This window comes from Burkholderia sp. MSMB0856 (assembly GCF_001524645.2).
Classification (GTDB): domain Bacteria; phylum Pseudomonadota; class Gammaproteobacteria; order Burkholderiales; family Burkholderiaceae; genus Burkholderia; species Burkholderia diffusa.
Genome location: NZ_CP013427.1, coordinates 3203022 through 3228629 on the forward strand (window position 1 = coordinate 3203022; position 25608 = coordinate 3228629).

The 25608-nt window shown below is 68.3% G+C and carries 19 protein-coding genes and 1 pseudogene; 16 read left to right on the top strand and 4 right to left on the bottom strand.

Going from position 1 to position 25608, the window contains the following annotated elements:
• Positions 1-45 precede the first annotated feature (45 nt).
• Positions 46-2763 (top strand): methionine synthase, encoded by a 2718-nt coding sequence (gene metH, locus WS87_RS16195; RefSeq protein WP_059819853.1) that lies wholly within the window; start codon positions 46-48, stop codon positions 2761-2763.
• Positions 2764-2880: 117 nt separating this feature from the next.
• On the opposite strand, the gene WS87_RS16200 is transcribed toward metH, so the two are convergent.
• Entirely contained in the window at positions 2881-3204 is a 324-nt protein-coding gene (locus WS87_RS16200) for a DUF1840 domain-containing protein (RefSeq protein ID WP_059819854.1), read from the bottom strand.
• Positions 3205-3404: 200 nt separating this feature from the next.
• On the opposite strand from WS87_RS16200, the gene argS reads away from it, so the two are divergent.
• From argS to WS87_RS16235, 6 genes and pseudogenes are all read left to right on the top strand, one after another.
• Positions 3405-5186, top strand: coding sequence for an arginine--tRNA ligase (gene argS, locus WS87_RS16205; RefSeq protein WP_059523968.1), 1782 nt, complete (start codon positions 3405-3407; stop codon positions 5184-5186).
• A gap of 95 nt (positions 5187-5281) precedes the next feature.
• Positions 5282-6178, top strand: coding sequence for an SPOR domain-containing protein (locus WS87_RS16210; RefSeq protein WP_059819855.1), 897 nt, complete (start codon positions 5282-5284; stop codon positions 6176-6178).
• A gap of 69 nt (positions 6179-6247) precedes the next feature.
• A complete protein-coding gene (locus WS87_RS16215; RefSeq protein WP_059819856.1) occupies positions 6248-6889 on the top strand; it encodes a thiol:disulfide interchange protein DsbA/DsbL in 642 nt (213 codons plus the stop codon).
• A 19-nt stretch (positions 6890-6908) separates the two neighbouring features.
• Positions 6909-7682 (top strand): SDR family oxidoreductase, encoded by a 774-nt coding sequence (locus WS87_RS16220; protein ID WP_059465877.1) that lies wholly within the window; start codon positions 6909-6911, stop codon positions 7680-7682.
• Between the two features lie 554 nt (positions 7683-8236).
• Positions 8237-9831, top strand: a pseudogene (locus tag WS87_RS16230) (ABC transporter substrate-binding protein).
• Between the two features lie 190 nt (positions 9832-10021).
• On the top strand, positions 10022-11662 hold the full coding sequence (locus tag WS87_RS16235) for an ABC-F family ATP-binding cassette domain-containing protein (protein WP_059819857.1): 1641 nt from the start codon (positions 10022-10024) through the stop codon (positions 11660-11662).
• A 16-nt stretch (positions 11663-11678) separates the two neighbouring features.
• Here WS87_RS16235 and WS87_RS16240 read toward each other — a convergent pair whose 3' ends face one another.
• A complete protein-coding gene (locus WS87_RS16240) occupies positions 11679-12758 on the bottom strand; it encodes an MBL fold metallo-hydrolase (RefSeq protein ID WP_059819858.1) in 1080 nt (359 codons plus the stop codon).
• Positions 12759-13085: 327 nt separating this feature from the next.
• On the opposite strand from WS87_RS16240, the gene aceK reads away from it, so the two are divergent.
• The 9 genes from aceK (at position 13086) to bioB (ending at position 23278) form a co-directional block, all read left to right on the top strand.
• Positions 13086-14906 carry a bifunctional isocitrate dehydrogenase kinase/phosphatase gene (gene aceK / locus WS87_RS16250; protein ID WP_059691404.1) on the top strand — a complete coding sequence of 607 codons (1821 nt, stop codon included), beginning with the start codon at positions 13086-13088 and terminating at the stop codon, positions 14904-14906.
• Between the two features lie 67 nt (positions 14907-14973).
• The gene (gene can / locus WS87_RS16255; protein ID WP_059691403.1) at positions 14974-15741 is read left to right on the top strand and encodes a carbonate dehydratase; all 768 of its coding nucleotides are present in this window, start codon (positions 14974-14976) and stop codon (positions 15739-15741) included.
• A gap of 116 nt (positions 15742-15857) precedes the next feature.
• Positions 15858-16535 carry an SDR family oxidoreductase gene (locus WS87_RS16260; RefSeq protein WP_059819998.1) on the top strand — a complete coding sequence of 226 codons (678 nt, stop codon included), beginning with the start codon at positions 15858-15860 and terminating at the stop codon, positions 16533-16535.
• 39 nt (positions 16536-16574) lie between these two features.
• Complete coding sequence (locus tag WS87_RS16265) at positions 16575-17012, top strand: YchJ family protein (RefSeq protein WP_059691402.1); 438 nt, start codon at positions 16575-16577, stop codon at positions 17010-17012.
• 107 nt (positions 17013-17119) lie between these two features.
• Complete coding sequence (locus tag WS87_RS16270) at positions 17120-18379, top strand: dienelactone hydrolase family protein (RefSeq protein WP_059819859.1); 1260 nt, start codon at positions 17120-17122, stop codon at positions 18377-18379.
• A gap of 524 nt (positions 18380-18903) precedes the next feature.
• Complete coding sequence (gene bioA, locus WS87_RS16280; protein WP_059819860.1) at positions 18904-20250, top strand: adenosylmethionine--8-amino-7-oxononanoate transaminase; 1347 nt, start codon at positions 18904-18906, stop codon at positions 20248-20250.
• Between the two features lie 23 nt (positions 20251-20273).
• Entirely contained in the window at positions 20274-21506 is a 1233-nt protein-coding gene (gene bioF / locus WS87_RS16285; protein WP_059819861.1) for an 8-amino-7-oxononanoate synthase, read from the top strand.
• Positions 21503-22222: a dethiobiotin synthase gene (gene bioD, locus WS87_RS16290; RefSeq protein ID WP_059819862.1), complete on the top strand. Its 720-nt coding sequence runs from the start codon at positions 21503-21505 to the stop codon at positions 22220-22222. The genes bioF and bioD overlap by 4 nt, the downstream gene beginning before the upstream one ends.
• A 36-nt stretch (positions 22223-22258) precedes the next feature.
• Positions 22259-23278 (top strand): biotin synthase BioB, encoded by a 1020-nt coding sequence (bioB, locus tag WS87_RS16295; RefSeq protein WP_059523944.1) that lies wholly within the window; start codon positions 22259-22261, stop codon positions 23276-23278.
• A gap of 96 nt (positions 23279-23374) precedes the next feature.
• On the opposite strand, the gene WS87_RS16300 is transcribed toward bioB, so the two are convergent.
• The gene (locus tag WS87_RS16300) at positions 23375-24100 is read right to left on the bottom strand and encodes a copper homeostasis protein CutC (RefSeq protein ID WP_059819863.1); all 726 of its coding nucleotides are present in this window, start codon (positions 24098-24100) and stop codon (positions 23375-23377) included.
• A 76-nt stretch (positions 24101-24176) separates the two neighbouring features.
• Positions 24177-25463 carry a sensor domain-containing phosphodiesterase gene (locus WS87_RS16305; protein ID WP_059819864.1) on the bottom strand — a complete coding sequence of 429 codons (1287 nt, stop codon included), beginning with the start codon at positions 25461-25463 and terminating at the stop codon, positions 24177-24179.
• Between the last annotated feature and the right edge of the window lie 145 nt (positions 25464-25608).

The window sequence follows — 25608 nt, forward strand, 5'->3', positions numbered from 1 at the left end:
CGACCGCCCCAACGCCCGCCCTACCTCATACGAATTCGCACCGCCATGACCGATCACATGATGCGCCTTGCCGGCCTCGAGCCGTTCAACGTCACGTCCGGGACGCTCTTCATCAACGTCGGTGAACGCACCAACGTCACCGGCTCGAAGGCATTCGCGCGGATGATCCTCAACGGCCAGTTCGACGAGGCGCTCGCCGTCGCGCGCCAGCAGGTCGAGAACGGCGCGCAGGTGATCGACATCAACATGGACGAGGCGATGCTCGATTCGAAGGCGGCGATGGTGCGCTTCCTGAACCTGATCGCATCCGAGCCGGACATCGCGCGCGTGCCGATCATGATCGACTCGTCGAAGTGGGAAGTCATCGAGGCGGGCCTCAAGTGCGTGCAGGGCAAGGCGATCGTGAACTCGATCTCGCTGAAGGAAGGCGAGGAAGCGTTCCGCCACCACGCGAACCTGATCCGCCGCTACGGCGCGGCCGCGGTCGTGATGGCGTTCGACGAGACAGGCCAGGCCGATACCTACGAGCGCAAGACCGAAATCTGCAAGCGCTCGTACGACTTCCTCGTGAATGAAGTCGGCTTCCCGCCGGAAGACATCATCTTCGACCCGAACATCTTCGCGGTCGCGACCGGCATCGAGGAGCACAACAACTACGCGGTCGACTTCATCGAGGCGACCCGCTGGATCAAGCAGAACCTGCCGTACGCGAAGGTGAGCGGCGGCGTGTCGAACGTGTCGTTCTCGTTCCGCGGCAACGACCCGGTGCGCGAGGCGATCCACACCGTGTTCCTGTATCACGCGATCCAGGCGGGCATGGACATGGGCATCGTGAACGCGGGGCAGCTCGGCGTGTATGCCGATCTCGACCCGGAACTGCGCGAGCGCGTCGAGGACGTGATCCTGAACCGCCGCGCGGATTCCACCGACCGTCTGCTCGAGATCGCCGACAAGTTCAAGACCGGCGCCGCGAAGAAGGAGGAGAACCTCGAGTGGCGCAACCAGCCGGTCGAGAAGCGCCTCGCGCACGCGCTCGTGCACGGCATCACGAACTTCATCGTCGAAGATACGGAAGAAGCGCGCGCGGCCATCGCCGCGGCCGGCGGCCGCCCGATCAACGTGATCGAAGGCCCGCTGATGGACGGGATGAACATCGTCGGCGACCTGTTCGGCCAGGGCAAGATGTTCCTGCCGCAGGTCGTGAAGTCGGCGCGCGTGATGAAGCAGGCGGTCGCGCACCTGATCCCGTTCATCGAGGAAGAAAAGCGCCTGCTCGCGGAAGCGGGCGGCGACGTGCGTGCGAAGGGCAAGATCGTCATCGCGACCGTGAAGGGCGACGTGCACGACATCGGCAAGAACATCGTGTCGGTCGTGCTCCAGTGCAACAACTTCGAAGTGGTCAACATGGGCGTGATGGTCCCGTGCAACGAGATCCTCGCGAAGGCGAAGGTCGAGGGCGCGGACATCATCGGGCTGTCGGGCCTCATCACGCCGAGCCTCGAGGAAATGGCGTACGTCGCGTCCGAGATGCAGCGCGACGACTACTTCCGCGTGAAGAAGATTCCGCTGTTGATCGGCGGCGCGACGACCTCGCGCGTGCATACGGCCGTGAAGATCGCGCCGCACTACGAAGGCCCCGTCGTCTACGTGCCGGACGCCTCGCGCTCGGTGTCGGTCGCGTCGAACCTGCTGTCGGACGAAGGCGCGGCGAAGTACCTCGACGAACTGAAGTCCGACTACGAACGGATCCGCGACCAGCACGCGAACCGCAAGGCGCAGCCGATGGTCACGCTCGCCGAAGCGCGCGCGAACAAGACGAAGATCGACTGGGCCGGCTATCAGCCCGTGAAGCCGAAGTTCATCGGCCGCCGCGTGTTCAGGAACTACGACCTGAACGAGCTCGCGAACTACATCGACTGGGGCCCGTTCTTCCAGACCTGGGACCTCGCGGGCCCGTACCCGGCGATCCTGAACGACGAGATCGTCGGCGAATCGGCGCGGCGCGTGTTCTCGGATGCGAAATCGATGCTCGCGCGCCTGATCCAGGGCCGCTGGCTGACCGCGAACGGCGTGATCTCGCTGCTGCCGGCGAACACGGTCAACGACGACGACATCGAGATCTACACCGACGAATCGCGCTCGGAAGTGCTGATGACGTGGCGCAACCTGCGCCAGCAGAGCGTGCGTCCGGTGGTCGACGGCGTGATGCGCCCGAACCGCTCGCTCGCCGACTTCATCGCGCCGAAGGAATCGGGCGTCGCCGACTACATCGGGATGTTCGCGGTCACGGCCGGGCTCGGCGTCGACGTAAAGGAAAAGCAGTTCGAAGCCGACCACGACGACTACAGCGCGATCATGCTGAAGGCGCTCGCCGACCGCTTCGCGGAAGCATTCGCCGAGGCGATGCACGCGCGCGTGCGCCGCGAGCTGTGGGGCTATGCGAGCGGCGAGACGCTCGACAACGATGCGCTGATCGCCGAAAAGTACGCGGGCATCCGCCCGGCGCCCGGCTACCCGGCGTGCCCCGACCACCTGGTGAAGCGCGACATGTTCGACATGCTGCAGGCAAACGAGATCGGCATGAGCGTGACCGATTCGCTGGCGATGCTGCCGGCGGCCAGCGTGTCGGGTTTCTACCTCGCGCACCCGGACAGCACGTATTTCTCGGTCGGGAAAATCGGTCAGGATCAGCTCGAGGACTACGCGCAACGCATGGCACTGTCGCTCGACGACGCGCGCCGCGCGCTCGCGCCGCAGCTCTGATCGATGTCCGACCGGGGCGGCCTCGCCGCCTTTTGATCAGACAAATAAAAAGCCCGCATCGCGCGGGCTTTTTCTTGCCTGATCAATCCTGCGGCCGCTTCGGCCGGGCAACGAAGCTCAGAAGCCCCAGTGCACGTCGGCCTCGCCGGCCTTCGCTTCACGCAGCATCGACAGGAACGGCGCGACGCGCTGCGCCAGGCTCGGAGGCACTTCGTGGTGCGCGTGGTCGTCTTCGTCCTCGTGGAAATGGCCCGCGTGCTCGGCGCGCTCCTGCTTCGCCTGCGCGACAGCGCCTTCCAGCTTGGCGATCGCGTGGTCCAGTTCGTCGTGCGTAATGACGCCGCGTTCGCCCAGCTGCTTGCCGACGAGGCCCAGCACGTATACGGCGAAATCCTTCAGCACGTCGAGATCCTGTGCCGCCTTGCTCTTGAACGTAATCATGACAATTCCCTTTTCATCTTGTTGTGCCCGCGCGGCGCAGTTGGGGGACGCCGGCAGACCGGCGTCCGGCCTCGCGGACGCGGGGCGCCTGAGCGGCATATTAGCACCTGTTAAAATTCTGCGATCCCTGAAACGCGCGCTTAAAAAGCGCGCCGGCCGGCCGGCGTTTCCGGCCGCCACCAACGAAGCCTTCTACCAGCATGCTGCCAGCACACAAACAGACCCTCGAAGCCCTGCTCGCGGATAGCGTCACGCAGGTCGCACACGCGCTGAAAGGCGCCGACGCGGCATTCGTCACCCCGGCCATCACGCTGGAGCGCCCGAAGGTCGCCGCGCACGGCGACGTCGCGTGCAACGTCGCGATGCAGCTCGCCAAGCCGCTCGGCACGAACCCGCGCCAGCTCGCGGAGAAGATCGTCGCCGCCCTCACGGCCCAGCCGGCCGCGCAAGGGCTCGTCGACGCGGCCGAAATCGCCGGCCCCGGCTTCATCAACCTGCGCCTGACGGCCGCCGCGAAACAGGCGGTGATCGCCGCCGTGTTCGACCAGGGCCGCGCGTTCGGCACGTCGGAGCGCGAAAAGGGCAAGCAGGTGCTGCTCGAGTTCGTGTCGGCCAACCCGACCGGCCCGCTGCACGTCGGCCACGGCCGCCAGGCGGCGCTCGGCGACGTGCTCGCGAACGTGATCGCGAGCCAGGGCTACGCGGTGCACCGCGAGTTCTACTACAACGACGCCGGCGTGCAGATCGGCAACCTCGCGATCTCGACGCAGGCGCGCGCGCGCGGCCTGAAGCCGGGCGACGCGGGCTGGCCGGAAGCCGCGTACAACGGCGAATACATCGCCGACATCGCACGCGACTACCTGAACCGCGAGACGGTGGCCGCGAAGGACGGCGAGCCGGTCACCGGCGCGGGCGACATCGACGATCTCGACGCAATCCGCAAGTTCGCGGTCGCGTACCTGCGTCACGAGCAGGACATGGACCTGCAGGCGTTCGGCGTGAAATTCGACCAGTACTACCTCGAGTCGTCGCTGTACAGCGAAGGCCGGGTCGAGAAGACGGTCGACGCGCTGATCAAGGCCGGCATGACCTACGAGCAGGACGGCGCGCTGTGGCTGCGCACGACCGACGAAGGCGACGACAAGGATCGCGTGATGCGCAAGTCGGACGGCACGTATACGTACTTCGTGCCGGACGTCGCCTACCACGTGACGAAATGGGAGCGCGGCTTCACGAAGGTGATCAACATCCAGGGCTCGGACCACCACGGCACGATCGCGCGCGTGCGCGCGGGCCTGCAGGGCCTGCACGTCGGCATTCCGAAGGGTTATCCCGACTACGTGCTGCACAAGATGGTCACCGTGATGCGCGACGGCCAGGAAGTGAAGCTGTCGAAGCGCGCGGGCAGCTACGTGACGGTCCGTGACCTGATCGAATGGTCGGGCGGCGCGGCGCCGGGCCAGGAAGCGGCACCCGACCTGATCGACGAGGCGACCATCACGCGCGGCCGCGACGCGGTCCGTTTCTTCCTGATCTCCCGCAAGGCCGACACCGAATTCGTGTTCGACATCGACCTCGCGCTGAAACAGAACGACGAGAACCCGGTCTATTACGTCCAGTACGCGCATGCGCGGATCTGCTCGGTGCTCAACGAACTGAAGTCGCGCTACAACGTCGAGGCGGCGCAGCTGCCCGGCGCCGACCTGTCGCAGCTCACGAGCCCGCAGGCCGTGTCGCTGATGCAGAAGCTCGCCGAGTATCCGGACATGCTCACGCACGCGGCGAACGAACTGGCGCCGCACGCGGTCGCGTTCTACCTGCGCGATCTCGCTGGTGAATTCCACTCGTTCTACAATGCGGAGCGCGTGCTGGTCGACGACGAAGCGCCGCGCAACGCGCGCGCCGCGCTCCTCGCCGCGACCCGGCAGGTGCTCGAGAATGGTCTGGCGGTGCTCGGCGTGTCCGCGCCCGCCAAGATGTAAGCGGCCCGAACCGGGCTGCGAATGGCCGCAGCGGGCGCCGCCGTCGGATGCCCGCCGCGGCCTTTTCACGATTCTTTTTGCAGGTGACTCAAGCAATGGCACAACCACGCCGAACTTCGAAGCAATCGAAACAAGCCGGAGGGACATTTCTTGGAATCGTGCTGGGCCTGATCGTCGGCCTCGCGATCGCGGTGGTGGTGGCGCTCTACATCACGCGTTCGCCGTCGCCGTTCGTGTCGAAGGTCGCGCCGCCGCCCGCCGACAACGGCGCGAGCCAGCCGCAGCAGTTCGACCCGAACCGCGCGCTGCAAGGCAAGACGCCCGGCCAGCCGGTGCCGCAGGCCGCGCAGCCCGCGCCGCCCAATACCGCGCCCGGCCAGGCCGCGAACCAGACCCAGGGCGGCCTGCTGCCCGAGCCGCAGATCGTCGAAGTGCCGCCGTCGGGCAACACGAACGGCACGACCGGCTCGAGCAACACCACCGCGTCGAACAATGCGTCGTCGGGCAACGGCGTCGCCGTCGCGCCGAAGCCGGCCGACAACACGCCGCCGAAGAAGACGCAGCAGGCGCAGCAACAGCAACAACAGCAGCAAGGCGGCGAGGACGACCTCGCGCGCTTCGCCGCGCAGAAGCAGGCGCAGCAGGCTGCCGCGCAGAAACAGCAGCAACAGCAACAGGCCGCGAACACGCCGAAGCCGGCGCCGTCCGCGACGTCCTCCGCGGCAGCGAAGCCGCCGACCGCGAACGACGCGAACACCGGCTACTTCCTGCAGGTCGGCGCGTACAAGACGGAAGGCGACGCCGAGCAGCAGCGCGCGCGCCTGGGCTTCCAGGGCTTCGAGTCGAAGGTGTCGAAGCGCGATGTCAGCGGCGTGACCTATTTCCGCGTGCGCGTCGGCCCGTTCTCGAAATTCGAGGATATGAACTCGGCCCGTCAGCGCCTGTCCGATGCAGGTGTCGACACGGCGGTGATCCGTTTCACGAAGCAGTAAGCAACCGGCCGCGCCCACGCAGAACCCGTTACGTTTCGTAACCCGAGCAACTGATTCGACGTCTACAACATGAAAAAACTGCTTAGCACGCTCCTTCTGTCCCTCGGCCTGGCCGCCGCCGGCTTCGCCCAGGCAACGCCGGCCGCACCGGTGTCCGGCAAGGACTTCGAGGTGATGAAGTCGCCGCAGCCGGTGTCCGCGCCGGCCGGCAAGGTCGAGGTCATCGAGTTCTTCTGGTACGGCTGCCCGCACTGCTACGAATTCGAGCCGACGATCGAGGCCTGGGTGAAGAAGCAGGGCAACAACATCGACTTCAAGCGCGTGCCGGTCGCCTTCCGCGACGATTTCGTCCCGCACTCGAAGCTGTTCTACGCGGTGTCGGCGCTCGGCATCTCGGAGAAGGTCACGCCGGCGATCTTCAACGCGATCCACAAGCAGAAGAACTACCTGCTGACGCCGCAAGCGCAAGCCGACTTCCTGACGACGCAAGGCGTCGACAAGAAGCAGTTCATGGACGCGTACAACTCGTTCAGCGTGCAGGGCCAGGTGAAGCAGTCGGCCGAGCTGCTGAAGAACTACGCGATCGACGGCGTGCCGACGGTCGTCGTCCAGGGCAAGTACAAGACGGGTCCGGCTTACACGAACAGCATTCCGGGTACCGCGCAGGTGCTCGATTACCTCGTGAAGCAGGTTCAGGACAAGAAGCTCTGATCCCCGCCCGCGCGCCGGCATGACAACTCCGCTGAAGGTCTTCATCACCGGCGCGTCGAGCGGCCTCGGCCTCGCGATGGCCGAGGAATACGCCCGCCAGGGCGCCACGCTCGCACTCGTCGCGCGCCGCACCGAGGCCCTCGATGCGTTCGCGCGACGCTTTCCCAAGCTGTCCGTCTCCGTCTACTCCGCCGACGTGCGCGACGCCGATGCGCTCGCCACGGCCGCCGCGTCGTTCATCGCCGCGCACGGCTGCCCCGACGTCGTGATCGCGAACGCCGGCATCAGCCAGGGCGCCGTCACGGGACAAGGCGATCTCGCCACGTTCCGCAACGTGATGGACATCAACTATTACGGGATGGTCGCGACATTCGAGCCGTTCGTCGGCCCGATGACGGCCGCGCGCCACGGCACGCTGGTCGGCGTCGCGAGCGTCGCGGGCGTGCGCGGCCTGCCCGGTTCCGGCGCGTACAGCGCGTCCAAGTCGGCCGCGATCAAGTATCTCGAGGCGCTGCGCGTCGAGCTGCGCCCGGCCGGCGTCGGCGTCGTGACGATCGCGCCCGGCTACATCCGCACGCCGATGACCGCGCACAACCCGTACCGGATGCCGTTCCTGATGGACGCCGACCGCTTCGCGGCCCGCGCCGCACGCGCGATCGCCCGGCAGCACGCGTTCCGCGTGATTCCGTGGCAAATGGGCGTCGTTGCGAAGGTGCTGCACGTGCTGCCGCGCTGGCTCTACGACCGTCTGTTCGAAAAGGCGCCGCGCAAGCCGAAAGCCGGCGCGCACTGAGTGCATCGGGTGCATCGGGTGTACGGCGCGTCTGTCGCGCCGTGCACGCCGCGGCGGGGCGGCATCGGCCTCGCTGTCCGGTGCCAACGCCGCGTGCGCCGCTTCCTTCTGTTGGTCGTATCACGGATCGCACGCCGCGATCCTTCCGCTTCTCCGCTTCTCCGCTTCTCCGCTTCTCCGCTTCTCCGCTTCTCCGCTTCTCCGCTTCTCCGCTTCTCCGCTTCTCCGCTTCTCCGCTTCTCCGCTTCTCCGCTTCCGCCGCCCCAGCAAATTCGCGCCGGCCCGCCTCAATTTGCAGTCTCCCCGCAACAGCCTCGCCCGCCCGCCATTCACTGCCGCACCTGCCTCGCCTCCCCCGCCGCTGCGCCGCCCCAACACGCATTCCGTCGCGAACGCAGCCGTTTTTCGCTCAACTCGCCGCGTTCCGGCGCCTTTTTTCACGCGCGGCACGCTTTGACGGTATGCTATCCGCCAGCCGCGCCGGCCTGCTCGCTGTCGGGCCGCGCCCGCATTCCGACACCCGGCAAAAAATCACAAGTCACATGGGAGAACCTATGCAGGTCAAGCTGTTCGCCGCGGCCGCGCTCGCCGCCGCCCTCGCCGCTCCCGGCCTCGCCGCCGCCAAGCCGCTCACCGTCTGCACGGAATCGAGCCCGGACGGCTTCGACGTCGTGCAGTACAACTCGCTCGTCACGACCAACGCATCGGCCGACGTGATCTTCAACACGCTCGTGTCGTACGACGAAGCCGCGAAGAAGGTCGTACCCGCGCTCGCCGACAAATGGGAAGCGAGCGCCGACGGCCTCACGTACACGTTCCACCTGCGCCCGAACGTCGCGTTCCAGACCACCGACTACTTCAAGCCGGGCCGCCCGCTGAATGCGGACGACGTCGTGTTCACGTTCTCGCGGATGCTCGACGATGCGAACCCGTGGCACAAGGTGGCCGGCGCGAGCGGCTTCCCGCACGCGCAGTCGATGGGCCTCGTGAAGCTCGTGAAGTCGGTCGCGAAGGTCGACGACAGCACGGTGAAGTTCGTGCTGAACGAGCCGAACGCGACGTTCGTGCCGATCCTGACGATGGGCTTCGCGTCGATCTACTCCGCCGAATACGCGGAGCAGCTGCTGAAGGCCGGCAAGCAGGCCGACCTGAACGCGAAGCCGATCGGCACCGGCCCGTTCGTGCTGAAGAGCTACACGAAGGACGCGCTGATCCGCTACGACGTGAACCCGGCCTACTGGGGCACGAAGCCGAAGGTCGACCGGCTGATCTACGCGATCACGCCCGACGCGTCGGTGCGCATGCAGAAGGTGAAGGCCGGCGAATGCCAGATCGCGCTGTCGCCGAAGCCGCAGGACGTGCTCGCCGCGAAGGGCGAAAGCGCGCTGAAGGTCGTGCAGACGCCCGCGTTCATGACCGCGTTCGTCGCGCTGAACACGCAGAAGAAGCCGCTCGACAACGACAAGGTGCGCGAGGCGCTGAACCTCGCGTTCGATCGCGCGACCTACCTGAAGGTGTGTTCGACAACACGGCGACGGCCGCGAACAACCCGTATCCGCCGAACACGTGGAGCTACGCGAAGGACGTCGCGCCGTATGCGTACGATCCCGCGAAGGCGAAGCAATTGCTCGCGCAGGCCGGTTTCCCGAACGGCTTCTCGACGACGATCTGAACGCGCCCGACGGGCAGCGTGCTGAATCCGAACCCGAAGGCCGGCGCGGAACTGCTGCAAGCCGACCTCGCGAAGATCGGCGTGAAGGCCGAGGTGAAGGTGATCGAATGGGGCGAGCTGATCAAGCAGGCGAAGCTCGGCCAGCACGACATGCTGTTCATGGGCTGGGCCGGCGACAACGGCGATCCGGACAACTACCTGTCGCCGCTGTTCAGCTGCAACGCGGTGAAGTCGGGCATCAACTTCGCGCGCTTCTGCGACGCGCAGCTCGACAAGCTGATCGCCGACGGCAAGGCGACCGCCGATCAGGCCAGGCGCGCGAAGCTGTACGAATCCGCGCAGAAGATCATCCACGACCAGGCGCTGTGGATTCCGCTCGGCTACCCGACCGCGGCCGCGCTCACGCGCGCGAACGTGAGCGGCTATCACGTCAGCCCGTTCGGCCGCCAGAACTTCGCGGCGGTCGCCGTGCAGTAACCGCACGTGGCGCGCAAGCGACGGCACGCTCGCCCGTCGCTTGCGGCCCGCGCGCCGCGCTTGCTACACTGCGCGCTCATTCCTCATACCGGACGCCAGCCAAAGTGAACAACTAAGCCTTCCAAAAAATGTTTTCGCCGCCGTGCCACGCACGCCGCGCGAAGGGTTTCACGCATTTTCGGAGGTGCTTATGGCTGCTGCCACGCCGACCGGCGCGCTCGTCGCGCTTCATCACGTTTCTTTCCGCTTCGACGACGGCGTCATGCTGTTCGATTCGCTCGACCTTTCCATCGATCGCACGCCGACGGGCATCGTCGGCCGCAACGGCGTCGGCAAAAGCCTGCTCGCGCAACTGATCGCGGGCCGGCGCACGCCGAGCGCGGGCACGATCGACCGGCAGACGCCGGTCGTCTACGTCGCGCAACAACACGACGACGCGCGGGCCGGCACGCGGAGCGTCGCGGAAATCGCCGCGCTCGACGCGCCGCTCGCGGCCCTCGCGCGCCTCGCGGACGGGCGCGCGACGGCGCACGACTTCGACCTGATCGGCGATCGCTGGGACCTGGCCGAGCGGCTGCGCGCGGCGCTCGACGCGGCCGGCCTGCACGACGTGCGCGCCGACACGCCCGCGCATGCGTTGAGCGGCGGCCAGATGGCGCGCGTCGCGCTGATCGGCGCGTTGCTGTCGGAAGCCGGGCTGCTGGTGCTCGACGAACCGACCAACCACCTCGATGCGCCGGGCCGTGCATGGCTGCGCGGCGCGCTCGACGGCTGGCGCGGCGGTGTCGTCGTCGTCAGTCACGACCGTGCGTTGCTCGCGCACGTGCAACGCATCGTCGAGCTGACGCCGCACGGCGTGCGCGCATACGGCGGCAACTACGCGCTGTATCGCGCGCAACGCGATGCGCAACACGATGCCGCGCAGGCCGCGCTCGAGCATGCGCGCACCGAGCGCGGGCGCGCGCGGCGCCGGCTCGAACAGGAACACGACACGATCCAGCGCCACGCGGCCGGCTCGCTGCGCGACGCGAAGACGGCCAACCTGTCGTCGATGGCGCGACAGAGCCGCAAGGGGGCGGCTCGCAGCATCATGGGGACGGTCCGCCGTCACCAGAGCGAATGCAAGGCGACGCTCGATGCGCGCGTGCAGGAAGCAGCCGCGCGCGTCGAAGCCGACGCGCCGGTGCTCGTGTCGCTGCCGGGCACCGAGGTGAGCGCGCGCCGCCAGCTGTTCGCGCTCGAGCGCGCGCAATTGCCGTGGCGCACCGCGGGCCGCACGGACGCGATCACGTGGTCGGCCAGCGGCCCCGTGCGCATCGCGCTGACGGGCCCGAACGGCTGCGGAAAATCGACGCTGCTGCGCATGCTCGCCGGCGAACTCGCGCCGCGCGCCGGGACGTGCACGACGCACGTGAGCGCTGCGTATCTCGATCAGCGGCTCGCGTTGCTCGACCCCGAACGCTCGATCGTCGAGCAGTTGGGACGCCTCGATACGCCGCTTGCCGAAGGCGACCTGCGCAGCCGGCTCGCGCTGCTGCAGCTCGATGCCGCGCGCGCGACGCAGCCGGTGCACCGCCTGAGCGGCGGCGAACGGCTGAAGGCCGCGCTCGCGTGTGCGCTGTGGCGCGGCACGCCCGCGCAGCTGCTGCTGCTCGACGAGCCGACCAATCACCTCGATCTCGAATCGGTGCGCGCAATCGAAGCCGCGCTGGCCGGCTTCCCCGGTGCGCTCGTGGTCGCGTCGCACGACGACGCGTTTCTCGCGGCGCTCGCACCGACGCACACGATGCAATGGCAGCGCGACGGGTGGCGTTACGAACCCGTCGCGTGACGGCGACGACGCGCGCTCAGCGCGCGCAACGGAAACGCAGCACGCCGTCGTCGCCCTGCTCGCGCACGAGTTCGCCCGCGAGCCACAGCAGGTTCAGGTGCGCGAGCGCTTCGCCGAGCGCGAAGGTCATCTGGTGGATGTCGAGCTCGCGGCGGCGGAACATGATCGGCACGATGTCGGCCGCGCTCGCCGGCTTTTCCGCGCAGGCGACGCGCACTTCGTCGAGCCGCGCGTCGTGATGCGCGCGCAACTGCGCGATGCGCGTGCGCACGCCGAGGAACGGCTTGCCGTGCGACGGCAGCACGAGCGTATCGGGCGCCATCGTCTCGTAGCGGCCGAGCGATTCCAGGTACAGCGCGAGCGGGTTGGCTTCCGGCTCGAGGTCGAACACGGACACGTTGGTCGAGATGCGCGGCAGCACCATGTCGCCGGAGATCAGCACGCCGTCCGCTTCGCTGTGAAGCGCGCAATGTTCAGGCGAATGACCGTAGCCGGTGACGACGCGCCACGTGCGCGCGCCGATCGTCACCGCGTCGCCTTCGCGCAGGCGCCAGTAGCGCGGCGGCACGGCCGGCACGAGGTCCGAGTAGTAGCTGCGGCGGCTGCGCAGCTTCTCGAGCGCGACCGGATCGGTCAGGCCGTGGCGCGCGAAATGATCGGCCGCGGCCGCGCCGCCGGCGTTCGAACCGTTGCCGGCCGCCAGCAGGCAGCCGAACATGTATTCGCCGAGCGTCATCCACAGCCGCACGTTCCAGCGGCCCTTGTCGCCGCCTTCGCAGAGCCAGTTCGCGAGGCCGAAGTGATCGGGATGGCAATGCGTGACGAGCACGCGCAGCACCGGCAGCCCGTCGAGATGCGTGTCGAAAATCTGTTCCCAGTGCGTACGGATCGCATCCGACGAGATCCCGCAGTCGACGATCGTCCAGCCGGCCTGCCCGTCGATCTCGTCGCGCAGCAGCCAGAGGTTGATGTGATCCAGCGAAAACGGCAGCGGCATGCGCAGCCAGCGCACGCCGGGCGCGACCTCGAACGTGTCGCCCGCGGCGGGCAGCGTGTCGGCGAAGGGATAGTCGAGTTGGTGTTCCAGTGCGTTCATCGGTGGGGCGTCTCGTCGTTGTCAGGGCAAATGCCCGTGCGAATGCGGGGCGCGCGCGCGGGCGGCAGGCCGCGGCGGGCATCGCGTCGATTCTATCGCCGTCGCGCGAAACGCGTGCCCGGCGGGGCGCCGGACGGTCAAAAAAAGTTCGTGTCAGAATCGATTCCGTACCCGTATCTTTACGCGAAGATGCACCGAACGGCATGTAACGGCGCACAACCCGCGCATTGACGGCGCTTGGCGCCGGCCCCCGAAAGTCATTGAAACGCCGACTTGGGCGCTAAAATGGCGAGTGCTTACAGTCCCTCTCGAACGAGCCTGCACGCGATGAATCACTTCCCCAAATTGCTGTCGTCGCAGATCGGTTTCGACGTCGCACAGACGATGCTCGAATACTTCGACCGCCACTACCGGATCTTCCGGGAAGCCGCCGTCGAGGCGAAGACGCTATTCGAGCGCGGCGACTGGCACGGCCTGCAGCGGCTGGCGCGCGAGCGGATCACGTCGTACGACGATCGCGTGCAGGAATGCGTCGAGGTGCTGGAGGACGAATACGACGCCGAGAACATCGACGACGAAGTGTGGCAGCAGATCAAGCTGCACTACATCGGCCTGCTCACGTCGCACCGCCAGCCCGAGTGCGCGGAGACGTTCTTCAATTCGGTGTGCTGCAAGATCCTGCATCGCTCGTATTTCAGCAACGATTTCATCTTCGTGCGCCCCGCGATCTCGACCGAATACCTCGAGAACGACGAGCCGGCCGCGAAGCCGACCTATCGCGCGTACTACCCGGGCACCGACGGGCTCGCGGCCACGCTCGAGCGCATCGTCACGAACTTCCAGCTCGAGCCGCCGTTCGAGGATCTCACGCGCGACATCGGCTGCGTGATGCAGGCGATCGCCGACGAATTCGGCGAGTTCGACGCCGCGCCGAATTTCCAGATCCACGTGCTGTCGTCGCTCTTCTTCCGCAACAAGAGCGCGTACATCGTCGGCCGCATCATCAACGCCGATCGCGTGCTGCCGTTCGCGGTGCCGATCCGCCACGTGCGCCCGGGCCTGCTCGCGCTCGACACCGTGCTGCTGCGCCGCGACCTGCTGCAGATCATCTTCAGCTTCTCGCATTCGTATTTCCTCGTCGACATGGGCGTGCCGTCCGCTTACGTGGACTTCCTCTGCACGATCATGCCGGGCAAGCCGAAGGCCGAGATCTACACGTCGGTCGGGCTGCAAAAGCAAGGCAAGAACCTCTTCTACCGCGACCTGCTGCACCATCTGTCGCATTCGAGCGACCGCTTCATCATCGCGCCCGGGATCAAGGGCCTCGTGATGCTCGTGTTCACGCTGCCGTCGTTCCCGTACGTGTTCAAGATCATCAAGGATCACTTCCCGCCGCCGAAGGAAACGACGCGCGCGCAGATCATGGAGAAGTATCAGCTCGTGAAGCGCCACGACCGTCTCGGGCGGATGGCCGACACGCTCGAGTATTCGAGCGTCGCGCTGCCGCTGTCGCGGCTCGACCATGCGCTGGTGCGCGAGCTGGAGAAGGAAGTGCCGTCGCTGCTCGAATACGAGGACGGCAATCTCGTGATCAAGCACCTGTACATCGAGCGCCGGATGACGCCGCTCAACCTTTACCTGCAGAACGGCACCGACGCGGACGTCGAGCACGGCGTGAAGGAATACGGCAACGCGGTGAAGGAGCTGATGAAGGCCAACATCTTCCCGGGCGACATGCTGTACAAGAACTTCGGCGTCACGCGTCACGGCCGCGTCGTGTTCTACGACTACGACGAGATCGAATACCTGACCGACTGCAACGTGCGGCGCGTGCCGCCGCCGCGCAACGAGGAAGACGAACTGTCCGGCGAGCCGTGGTATACCGTCGGCCCGCACGACATCTTTCCGGAAACCTACGGACCGTTCCTGCTCGGCGACCCGCGCGTGCGGACGGTCTTCATGAAGCATCACGCGGACTTTTTCGAGCCCGCGCTGTGGCAGGCCAGCAAGGACAAGCTGCTGCAGGGCGAGTTGCCCGACTTTTTCCCGTACGACGCGTCGCTGCGCTTCAGCGTGCGCTACCCCGCGCGCTTCGACGCGACGCCGGACGCCGGTGACGACGCAGGCGACGCGCAGCGCGCCGCCTGACACGCGACCGGATCCAATCGAATCGAACCCGTTATCGACCCGCTTTCCGCCAACGGAATCCACACCGATGAATACCCAAGACAATCCGCTTTCACATCTGTTCGACAACAACGACGCCTGGGTCAAGCGCCAGCTCGCCGACGATCCCGACTTCTTCGCGCGTCTCGCCGACCAGCAGGCGCCGGAATATCTGTGGATCGGCTGTTCGGATTCGCGCGTGCCCGCGAACCAGATCATCGGCCTGCCGCCGGGCGAAGTGTTCGTGCACCGCAACATCGCGAACGTCGTCGTCCATAGCGACCTGAACTGCCTGTCGGTGATCCAGTTCGCCGTCGACATCCTGCGCGTGAAGCACATCATGGTCGTCGGCCACTACGGCTGCTCGGGCGTGAACGCGGCGCTCCACAACCGCCGCGTCGGCCTCGCGGACAACTGGCTGCATCACGTGCAGGACGTGCGCGAGCGCCACGCGGCGCTGCTCGACGAATGGCCGGTCGGCGAGGCGCGCTATCGCCGCCTGATCGAGCTGAACTCGATCGAGCAGGTCGTCAACGTGTGCCGCACGACGATCGTCAACGACGCGTGGGCGCGCGGCCAGTCGCTCACGGTGCACGGGCTCGTGTACGGCGTGCACGACGGGCGGATGCGCAACCTCGGGATGTCGGTGTCGAACTTCGACGCGCTCGATGCGACGTACAAGCGCTGCGTCGCGGCGCTGACCGCGCGGGGCCAGCACGCGCCCGACAACGACATGGTCGCGGCGGATGCCGCACGGCTCGACGACGTCGCGCAGGCGGTCGCCGACACGCTGAAGCCGTGCGACGACGCGAAGTAACGTACGCCCGCGCCGTCGCGGCCGAAGACGCATCGCGCGCCCGGCCGCGACGGGCATCGAACTGATCTGACACCGACACTGCCGCGACGGCGGTGCACTGCGAAGGAGCGGCGAACATGAAAACCGTATTGATCGTCGGCGCATCGCGCGGCCTCGGACGCGAATTCGTCCGGCAATACCGGCGCGACGGCTGGAACGTGATCGCGACCGCGCGCGACGACGCGTCGCTCGCCGCGCTGCGCGAACTCGGCGCGCACGCGCACGCGCTCGACATCGCGCAGCCCGAACAGATAGCGGCGCTCGGCTGGAAGCTCGACGGCGAACGGCTCGACGCCGCCGTGCTCGTGTCGGGCGTGTACGGGCCGCGCACCGAAGGCGTCGAAACCATCGGCGCCGAGGATTTCGACGCGGTGATGCACACGAACGTGCGCGGGCCGATGCAGTTGCTGCCGATCGTGCTGCCGCTCGTCGAGGACGCGCGCGGCGTGCTGGCCGTCGTCTCCAGCCGGATGGGCAGCATCGCCGAGGCGACCGGCACGACCGGCTGGCTGTACCGCGCGAGCAAGGCCGCGCTGAACGACGTGCTGCGCATCGCGTCGCTGCAGACGCGCCACGCCGCATGCATCTCGCTCCATCCCGGCTGGGTGCGCACCGACATGGGCGGCGCGCAGGCCGCGATCGATCCGGAAACCAGCGTGACCGGCATGCGCCGCGTGATCGCCGAAGCCGGCGCGGACGTTTCGCAGTCCAACGGCCGTTTCTTCCAGTACGACGGCGTCGAGCTCAGCTGGTGAGCCGGCATCACAACCCGACGTCGTTAATTCGCGATTCGCATGATTTTGAACCGACCTGACGCGTGCCCGTGCGGCGGCGCGTCCCCGGCGCCTGCCGGCAAAGCCCCGGCGCCGCGCTATGCGGCCTGCTGCGGCCGCTTCATCGACGGCGGCGAAGCCGCGCCGACCGCGCTCGAGTTGATGCGCTCGCGGTACAGCGCGTACGTGCTCGGCGCGACCGACTACCTGCGCGCGACCTGGGACGCGCGCACCTGTCCGGCCGATCTCGATGCAGACCCTGACGCGCCCGACGCGCCGCGCTGGCTCGGCCTCGCGATCAAGCGCCACGCGCCGCTCGACGAACGGCACGCGGAGGTCGAATTCGTGGCCCGCTACAAGGTCGGCGGGCGGGCGTACCGGCTCCACGAGACGAGCCGGTTCACCCGCGACGAGCACGGTTTCTGGCGCTATGTCGACGGCGAAGTAAGTGAACGCTGACAAATAGTTGCCATGTCAGACGCCGGGTAATTCCCGCATTGCACAACCTGAATTTGTCGGGCTAGGATGGCCCTCAGATTGGTCATGTTGCATGGCAGGGCTTACGAATGGCGTTCAGCAAGGTATTGGTGGGATGGATGGCGGCCTGTGCGCTGTCGGCCGCTCAGGCCGGTGCGCTGCCGGGCGCAAACGCCGGCGCGGCCACGGCCGGCGGCTCGCTCGCCCACGCCGAGCGCTTCGATTACGGCGATTCGGGCCTCCCGCAGGTCGCCGCCAACCTCAACGAACAAATCATCAGCATTCCGGCCGATGCCTCGGGCGCCGTGATGCTCGAGGCCACGCTGTTCAAGCCGAACGGCCCCGGCCCCTTCCCGCTCGTCGTCTTCAACCACGGCAAGAACACCGGTGACCTCCATCAACAGCCGCGCAGCCGGCCGCTCGCGTTCGCGCGCGAATTCGTGCGCCGCGGCTATGCGGTGATCGCGCCGAACCGCCAGGGCTTCGCCGGGTCGGGCGGCTCGTACCAGCAGGAAGGCTGCAACGTCGGCAAGAACGGGCTCACGCAGGCCGCCGACGTCGACGCGACGGTCCGCTACATGTCGCGCCAGTCGTACGTCGATGCGTCGCGCATCGTCGTCGCGGGCACGTCGCACGGCGGCCTCGTGTCGGTCGCGTACGGCACCGAAGCGGCGCCCGGCGTGCGCGGCATCATCAACTTCTCCGGCGGGCTGCGCCAGGATCTGTGCGACGGCTGGCAGCGCAATCTCGTCGATGCGTTCGACCATTACGGCGCGCATACGGCCGTACGGTCACTGTGGCTGTACGGCGACAACGATTCGGTGTGGACTCCCGCGCTCGTCGCGCAGATGCACGACGCGTACGTGTCGCACGGCACGCAGGCGCAGTTCATCGATTTCGGCCGCTACAAGGACGACGCGCACCGGCTGATCGTCGATCGCGACGGCGTGCCCGTGTGGTGGCCGGCCGTCAATGCGTTCCTCGCGGATCTGAACCTGCCGACTTCGGTGCGCTACGCGGTCGCCAACCCGCACGAACCGAATGCGACCGGCTATGCGTCGATCGATGCGGTCGACGCCGTGCCGTTCCTCGACGAAGCCGGCCGCGAAGGCTATCGCCGCTTCCTGAACCAGCATCCGAGCCGTGCATTCGCGGTGTCCGCTGAAGGCGCATGGTCGTGGGCCGAAGGCGGCGACGATCCGATGGCGCTCGCGCTCGACAACTGCTCGAAGCAGGGTGCGGGCGCATGTCGGCTGTATGCGGTCAACAACCGCGTCGTGTGGAACGCGAACGCGACGCAAACGGCCGACGACGGCAGCGCCAACTCGCGCGCACTGGCTTCGCGCTGACGCGCGAGCCGCGGCGCTCCGGGGCGGGCGCTGCCCGCATCTCCCCCTTCTCCCTTCTCCGTTTCATGAACGCGCGCCGCGGCCCGCGGCGGCGTTCGCACGCCCGTTCACGCGGCTGCATGAGCCGCCGACGAGCGCCTGGCCCGCAACGCCGTCCGGGGTCGTTTTCGGGCGTTTCCTGAACCTCGGCCGCGCCGGAGTCTGCGTGCCATTCGCCGGCGACCGTGCACGTCGCGTCGCGCTTCCTGCCCCGATTTTTCGCCCGTCGGCATCCGCCTGCCCACGATTTTTTTCTGTCGGGTGGGCTCACTCGAACGTCGTCATCTGCGGTCATTTCTGGGCTTCTGGCGCGTACCGTCCCGAGCACCTCGCATCTGCGCCGAACTCCCGCCCAGCAAGGCTTTGCGGTGTTTGTAACCGGTAGTGCAACGTGCGGCGGAACACGCTAATCTCAGCGCGTTTTCCGTCCGTCGCCGCGCGGCATCCCGTTCGATGCCCGCCGCCGTTTTACCCCCGGAGTTGCCTTGAGTACGCCAGCCACCGACGACTGGGTCGCGCGCAGCCTGCGCGCGGTCTGGCATCCCTGCACCCAGATGAAGCACCACGAGCGCCTGCCGCTCATTCCCGTCGCGCGCGGCGCGGGCCTGTGGCTGTACGACCGCGACGGGCGCCGCTACTTCGACGCGATCAGCTCGTGGTGGGTGAACCTGTTCGGCCATGCGAATCCGGACATCAACGCGGCGCTGAAGGACCAGCTCGACACGCTCGAGCACGCGATGCTCGCCGGCTGCACGCACGAGCCGGCGGTCGAGCTCGCCGAGCGGCTGCACGCACTCACCGCGCGCACGCTCGGTCATGCGTTCTTCGCGTCGGACGGCGCGTCGGCGGTCGAGATCGCGCTGAAGATGAGCTTCCACGCGTGGCGCAACCGCGGCCGCGCGGACAAGCGCGAATTCGTGTGCGTCGCGAACAGCTATCACGGCGAGACCATCGGCGCGCTCGGCGTGACCGACGTCGCGCTGTTCAAGGATGCGTACGACCCGCTGATCCGCCATGCACACGTGGTCGCGTCACCCGACGCACGCGGCGCGCTGCCGGGCGAGACGGCCGCCGACGTCGCGGGCCGCGCGCTCGACGACGTACGCCGCCTGTTCGCCGAACGCGCCGACCGGATCGCCGCGCTGATCGTCGAGCCGCTCGTGCAGTGCGCGGCCGGCATGGCGATGCACGATCCGTCGTACGTGCGCGGGCTGCGCGCGCTGTGCGACGAATTCGGCGTGCACCTGATCGCCGACGAGATCGCGGTCGGCTGCGGCCGCACCGGCACCTTCTTCGCCTGCGAGCAGGCCGGCGTGTGGCCCGATTTCCTGTGCCTGTCGAAGGGCATCAGCGGCGGCTACCTGCCGCTGTCGCTCGTGCTCACGCGCGACGACGTGTTCGCGGCCTTCTACGACGACGACACGACGCGCGGCTTCCTGCATTCGCATTCGTACACCGGCAACCCGCTCGCGTGCCGCGCGGCGGTCGCGACGCTCGACCTGTTCGCGCGCGACGACGTGCTCGCGAGCAACGCGCGCAAGTCGGCCGCGATGCGCGCCGCGCTCGCGCCGCTCGACGCGCACCCGCAGGTGCGTCACCTGCGCGAGCGCGGCACGCTGTTCGCCTTCGACGTCGCGCTCGACGGCGACGCGGCACGCGGCTTCTCGCGGCGCTTCTTCGAACGCGCGCTGGAACGCGAGCTGCTGCTGCGCCCGATCGGCACGACCGTGTACCTGATGCCGCCGTACGTGATGAGCGACGACGACATCGCGTGGCTCGCGCAACGCACGCGCGACACGCTCGACGCGACGCTCGCGGAGGTGACGCGATGAAACAATCCTCACGGGAAACGACCATGCCCTTGCTCGACACGCTGCAGCGAGGCCTCGCCGAACTCGACGCGCAGGGCCTGCGACGCGTGCGCCGCACCGCCGACACCGCCTGCGACGCGCACATGCGCGTCGACGGCCGCGACATCGTCGGCTTCGCGAGCAACGATTACCTCGGCCTCGCCGCGCACTCCGCGCTCGTCGCCGCGTTCGGCGAAGGCGCGCAGCGCTACGGCTCCGGCAGCGGCGGCTCGCATCTGCTCGGCGGCCATTCGCGTGCACATGCGACGCTCGAGGACGAACTCGCCGCCTTCGCGGGCGGCTTCTCCGATGCACCGCGCGCGTTGTACTTCAGCACCGGCTACATGGCGAACCTCGCCGCGATGACGGCCCTCACCGGCAAACACGCGACGATCTTCTCGGACGCGCTGAACCACGCGTCGCTGATCGACGGAATCCGGCTGTCGCGTGCGACCGTGCAGGTCTACCCGCATGCGGACATGGCCGCGCTCGCCGCGCTGCTCGATGCATCGGACGCCGAAACGAAACTGATCGTCAGCGACACCGTGTTCAGCATGGACGGCGACATCGCGCCGCTCGCCGAACTCGTCGCGCTCGCCGAACGCCACGGCGCATGGCTCGTCGTCGACGACGCGCACGGCTTCGGCGTGCTCGGCCCGCAAGGCCGTGGCGCGCTCGCGGCCGCCGCGCTGCGCTCGCCGAACCTCGTGTACGTCGGCACGCTCGGCAAGGCCGCCGGCGTCGCGGGCGCGTTCGTCATCGCGCACGAGACCGTGATCGAATGGATGATCCAGCGCGCGCGCAGCTACATCTTCACGACGGCCGCGCCGCCGGCCGTCGCGCATGCGGTCTCGGCGAGCCTGAAGGTGATCGGCGGCGACGAAGGCGATGCGCGACGCGCGCACCTCGCCGCGCTGATCGAGCGCACGCGCGCGCTGCTGCGCATGACGCGCTGGCAGCCGGTCGACTCGCATACGGCCGTGCAGCCGCTCGTGATCGGCAGCAACGACGCGACGCTCGCGGCGATGCGCTCGCTCGACGCGCACGGCCTGTGGGTGCCCGCGATCCGGCCGCCGACGGTGCCCGCCGGCACGTCGCGGCTGCGCATCTCGCTGTCGGCCGCGCATTCGTTCGACGATCTCGCGCGGCTCGAAACCGCGCTGATCGAGGCCAGCGAGGGGGCGGACCACCCCGACGCTCACGCGCGTTCGCTGCCCCCCGAGGAAGCTGCGGCATGACGGCCCCGCTTTCCCTCTTCGTCACCGGCACCGACACCGAGATCGGCAAGACCTTCGTGTCGGCCGCGATGCTGCACGGCTTCGCGCGGCACGGGCTGCGCGCGGCCGCGCTGAAGCCCGTCGCCGCCGGCGCGTACGAACGCGACGGCGTCTGGCACAACGAGGACGCCGACCAGCTCGACGCGGCCGCAAACGTCGCGCTGCCGCCCGAGCTGCGCACGCCGTTCCTGCTGAAGGCACCCGCCGCACCGCACATCGTCGCCGCGCAGGAAGGCGTGACGCTCGACATCGACACGATCGTCGCGAGCCACCGCGAAGCGCTGACGCGCGCGGACGTCGTCGTCGTCGAAGGCGTCGGCGGCTTCCGCGTGCCGCTGAACGACACGCAGGACACGGCCGATCTCGCGGTCGCGCTCGGCCTGCCCGTCGTGCTCGTCGTCGGCATGCGGCTCGGCTGCATCAGTCACGCGCTGCTCACGGCCGACGCGATTCGCCAGCGCGGCCTCACGCTCGCCGGCTGGGTCGCGAACCACGTCGACCCGGCCATGTCGTACGCCGACGAGAACGTCGCGACGATCCGCGACTGGCTCGCGCGCGAGCACCGCGCGCCGCTCCTCGGCCGCATCGCGCACTTGGCGCCGGCCGCCCCCGAATCCGCGGCGGCGATGCTCGACATCGCCACGCTCGTCGATACGCTGCGCCACGCGCGGCATTGACCTCCCGATCCCCGCATCCACGACAGGAAAACCACCATGACCCAAGCCCAGACCGCCGCCGTGCAACCCGACGCGATCCCCGTGGCCGCTCCGGCGCCGCAGCGCTGGCGCGTCGCCGACGTCGTCGCGCTGTTCGAGCTGCCGTTCAACGACCTGATGTTCCGCGCGCAGCAGGTGCATCGCGAGCACTTCGACGCGAACGCGGTGCAGCTGTCGACGCTGCTGTCGATCAAGACGGGCGGCTGCGAGGAAGATTGCGGCTACTGCTCGCAATCGTCGCATCACGAAACGGGCCTGAAGGCCGAGAAGCTGATGGACGTCGACACGGTGCTCGACGCCGCGCGCGCGGCGAAGGCGAACGGCGCGAGCCGCTTCTGCATGGGCGCCGCCTGGCGCAACCCGAAGGAGCGCCACATGCCGGCGCTGACCGAGATGGTGCGCGGCGTGAAGGAACTGGGCCTCGAGACCTGCATGACGCTCGGCATGCTGGAAAACGAGCAGGCGCAGCAGCTCGCCGACGCGGGCCTCGACTACTACAACCACAACCTCGACACGTCGCCGGAGTTCTACGGCCAGGTGATCTCGACGCGCACGTACCAGGATCGTCTCGACACGCTCGACCGCGTGCGCGATGCGGGCATCAACGTGTGTTGCGGCGGCATCATCGGGATGGGCGAATCGCGCCGCGAACGCGCGGGCCTGATTTCGCAGCTCGCGAACCTGAATCCGTATCCGGAGTCGGTGCCGATCAACAACCTCGTCGCGATCGAAGGCACGCCGCTCGAAGGCACCGCACCGCTCGACCCGTTCGAGTTCGTGCGCACGATCGCGGTGGCGCGCATCACGATGCCCAAGGCCGTCGTGCGCCTGTCGGCCGGCCGCGAGCAGCTCGACGACGCGATGCAGGCGATGTGCTTCCTCGCGGGCGCGAACTCGATGTTCTACGGCGACCAGCTGCTGACCACGAGCAACCCGCAGACGCAGCGCGACCGCGCGCTGTTCGAGCGCCTCGGCATCCGCGCGAGCCAGGCCGACGCGCTGGCGGAGAACGCGTAAGCGACTGCCGCGCGTTTGGTTTGCAGACGAAAAAGCCGGGGCATGCCCCGGCTTTTTTTCGCCCGCTCGTCGGCGCGCTGCTTTCAGCGCCGCCCGTCACACATGCGCCGCCGCACCGTCGAGCGCCGCGCGCACGCGCTCGACGCGCTGTTCGTCGACGGGCGCCAGCACTTCGCCGCGCGGCCGCACGCCCGAGCCGAAATGCACCGCGCGCACGCCGGTGGCGCGAACGAAATCACCGACCGCGTCGATCGTGAGCCCCGAGCCGGCCAGCACCGTGCAGGTCGAGCCCGCCGTCTGCCGCACCAGCCGCGTGATCGTCGCGACCGCGTCGAGCACCGACGGATGGCCGCCCGAAGTCAGCACCGACGTGACGGCCGGCACGCGCAGCAGCGCGTCGAACGCGGCATTGAGGTCGCGCGACACGTCGAATGCGCGATGGAACGTCAGGTCGCGCCCGTCCGCGGCCGCCGCGACGCGCGCGAGCGCATCGAGATCGACGTCGCCGCGCGCATCGAGCGCACCGAACACGACGCCGTTCGCACCGGCCGCGACGGCCGCGCGCACGTCGCGCTCGATCACGCGCAGGTCGTCGGCATCGTAGACAAACGAGCGGCTGTGCGGCCGCACGATCACGTTCACCGGAATCGCCACGGCGGCCACGACGGCCTCGATCAGGCCGACGCTCGGCGTCAGCCCGCCTTCGCTGATCGCGGTCACGAGTTCGAGGCGGTCGGCGCCCGCGCGGGCGGCGGCCTTCGCGTCGCCGACGGTGGTGGCGATCACTTCGAGGAGGACGGAGGAAGCGGCGGTTCGGTTCATCGGCGGCTCGCGAATCGTCAGGACAATTCGCGCATCCTAGCCGAGCGGCGTGAACGGCGCCAGCGCGACGCCGTCGCTATGCGCCGTCCGCTTCCTCGTCGAGCCAGTCGATATCGCCGCACAGCACATGCTGCGCATCGCCGATGCGCACGGCCACCGACAGCGTCACGCAGGGCTGCGCCTCGTTGATCGACAAGTACGGGCGCGTGACCTGCACGCGTCCGGGCTCGGCGATCGCCGTACGGAAATACGGCCGGCGCAACCAGTTCGCCCCCTGCGCATCGGACAGCGGCGAGAAGCGCGCCTCGGCGAGCGCGCGGTCCGCGCGCAGCACGACGTTGCGGCCCGCCTGGCGGCCCCGCGCGTCGAGCAGGAAGCAGCGCGCGGCGGCGTCGAGCGCGAGGAAGTTCCAGCACACCTCGTCGAGCGGCTCGCCGGCCGCCACCCGCTCGGCCGCACGCTCGAACGCGCGCAGGTACGGCGCGAGCCGCTGCGCGTCGCGCCGCTCGCGCGCTTCGGTTTGTTGCCGAAAGCGCTCGGTCAGCTCGCCGATGCAGCCGGTCGCCGTCGCGCTGTCGGGCAGCCCGGGCGCCGGACGGCCGAAGTAATAGCCTTGCACGAAATCGGCCTCGCACGACAGCGCGATCTGCGCGTCGTGCTCGGTCTCGATCCCCTCTACGAGCACGAGCTTGCCGGCCTCGTGCAGCAGCGTGACGAGCCCGTGCAGGATCGCGGTGAGCCCCGTGCGGTGCGCCGCGTGCGACAGCATGATCCGGTCGAGTTTCACGATGTCCGGGTTCAGCTGCCAGATCCGCTCGAGGTTCGAGTGGCCGGCGCCGAAATCGTCGAGCGCGATCAGGAAACCCTGCGCGCGGAATTCGCGCACGGCCTCGGCGAGCCGCTCGATGTCCTCCGCGCGCTGCTCGAGCACTTCGAGCACGACGCGGCGCGGCGGCATGCCGATCCGCTTCAGGTTCGCGAGCAGCGCGGCGGCCTGGAACGGGTCGGTGAGCACGCCCGGATGCACGTTGAGGAACAGCCACTCGCGCTCGGCGCCGAGCAGCGCGAAGTTCTCGAGATGCAGCGCCTGCGCGAGCCGGTCGAGCTGCAGCAGTTCGCCCTGGCGCGCGGCCTCGCCGAACACGTCGAGCGGCGACACCGCCCGGTCGAGCGCGTCATGGGCGCGCAATAGCGCCTCGTAGCCCACCGCACGCTGGTGCGACAGGCTGAAGATCGGCTGGAACACGGTCGTGAGCGTCAGGTCGCGATGCTGCGTCGCGAGGCGTTCGAGGCCGGAGCTCATCTCCCGCTCGAAACGATACGGCGAAGCGGTGGCCGGACGCTCCTGTTGCACGATCGTCATGGCGCCCTCCTGGCGATGCAGCCGAACGCGGCGAGTGCTTGAAACGGCGCGCGCAATGTCATGGTGGAATCCTCGGTTGTCCGGCCGGTGCCGGACGGTAGGCAAGCATCAAGCAAGGTCCGTGCAAGGGCCGAACACGCGCGCC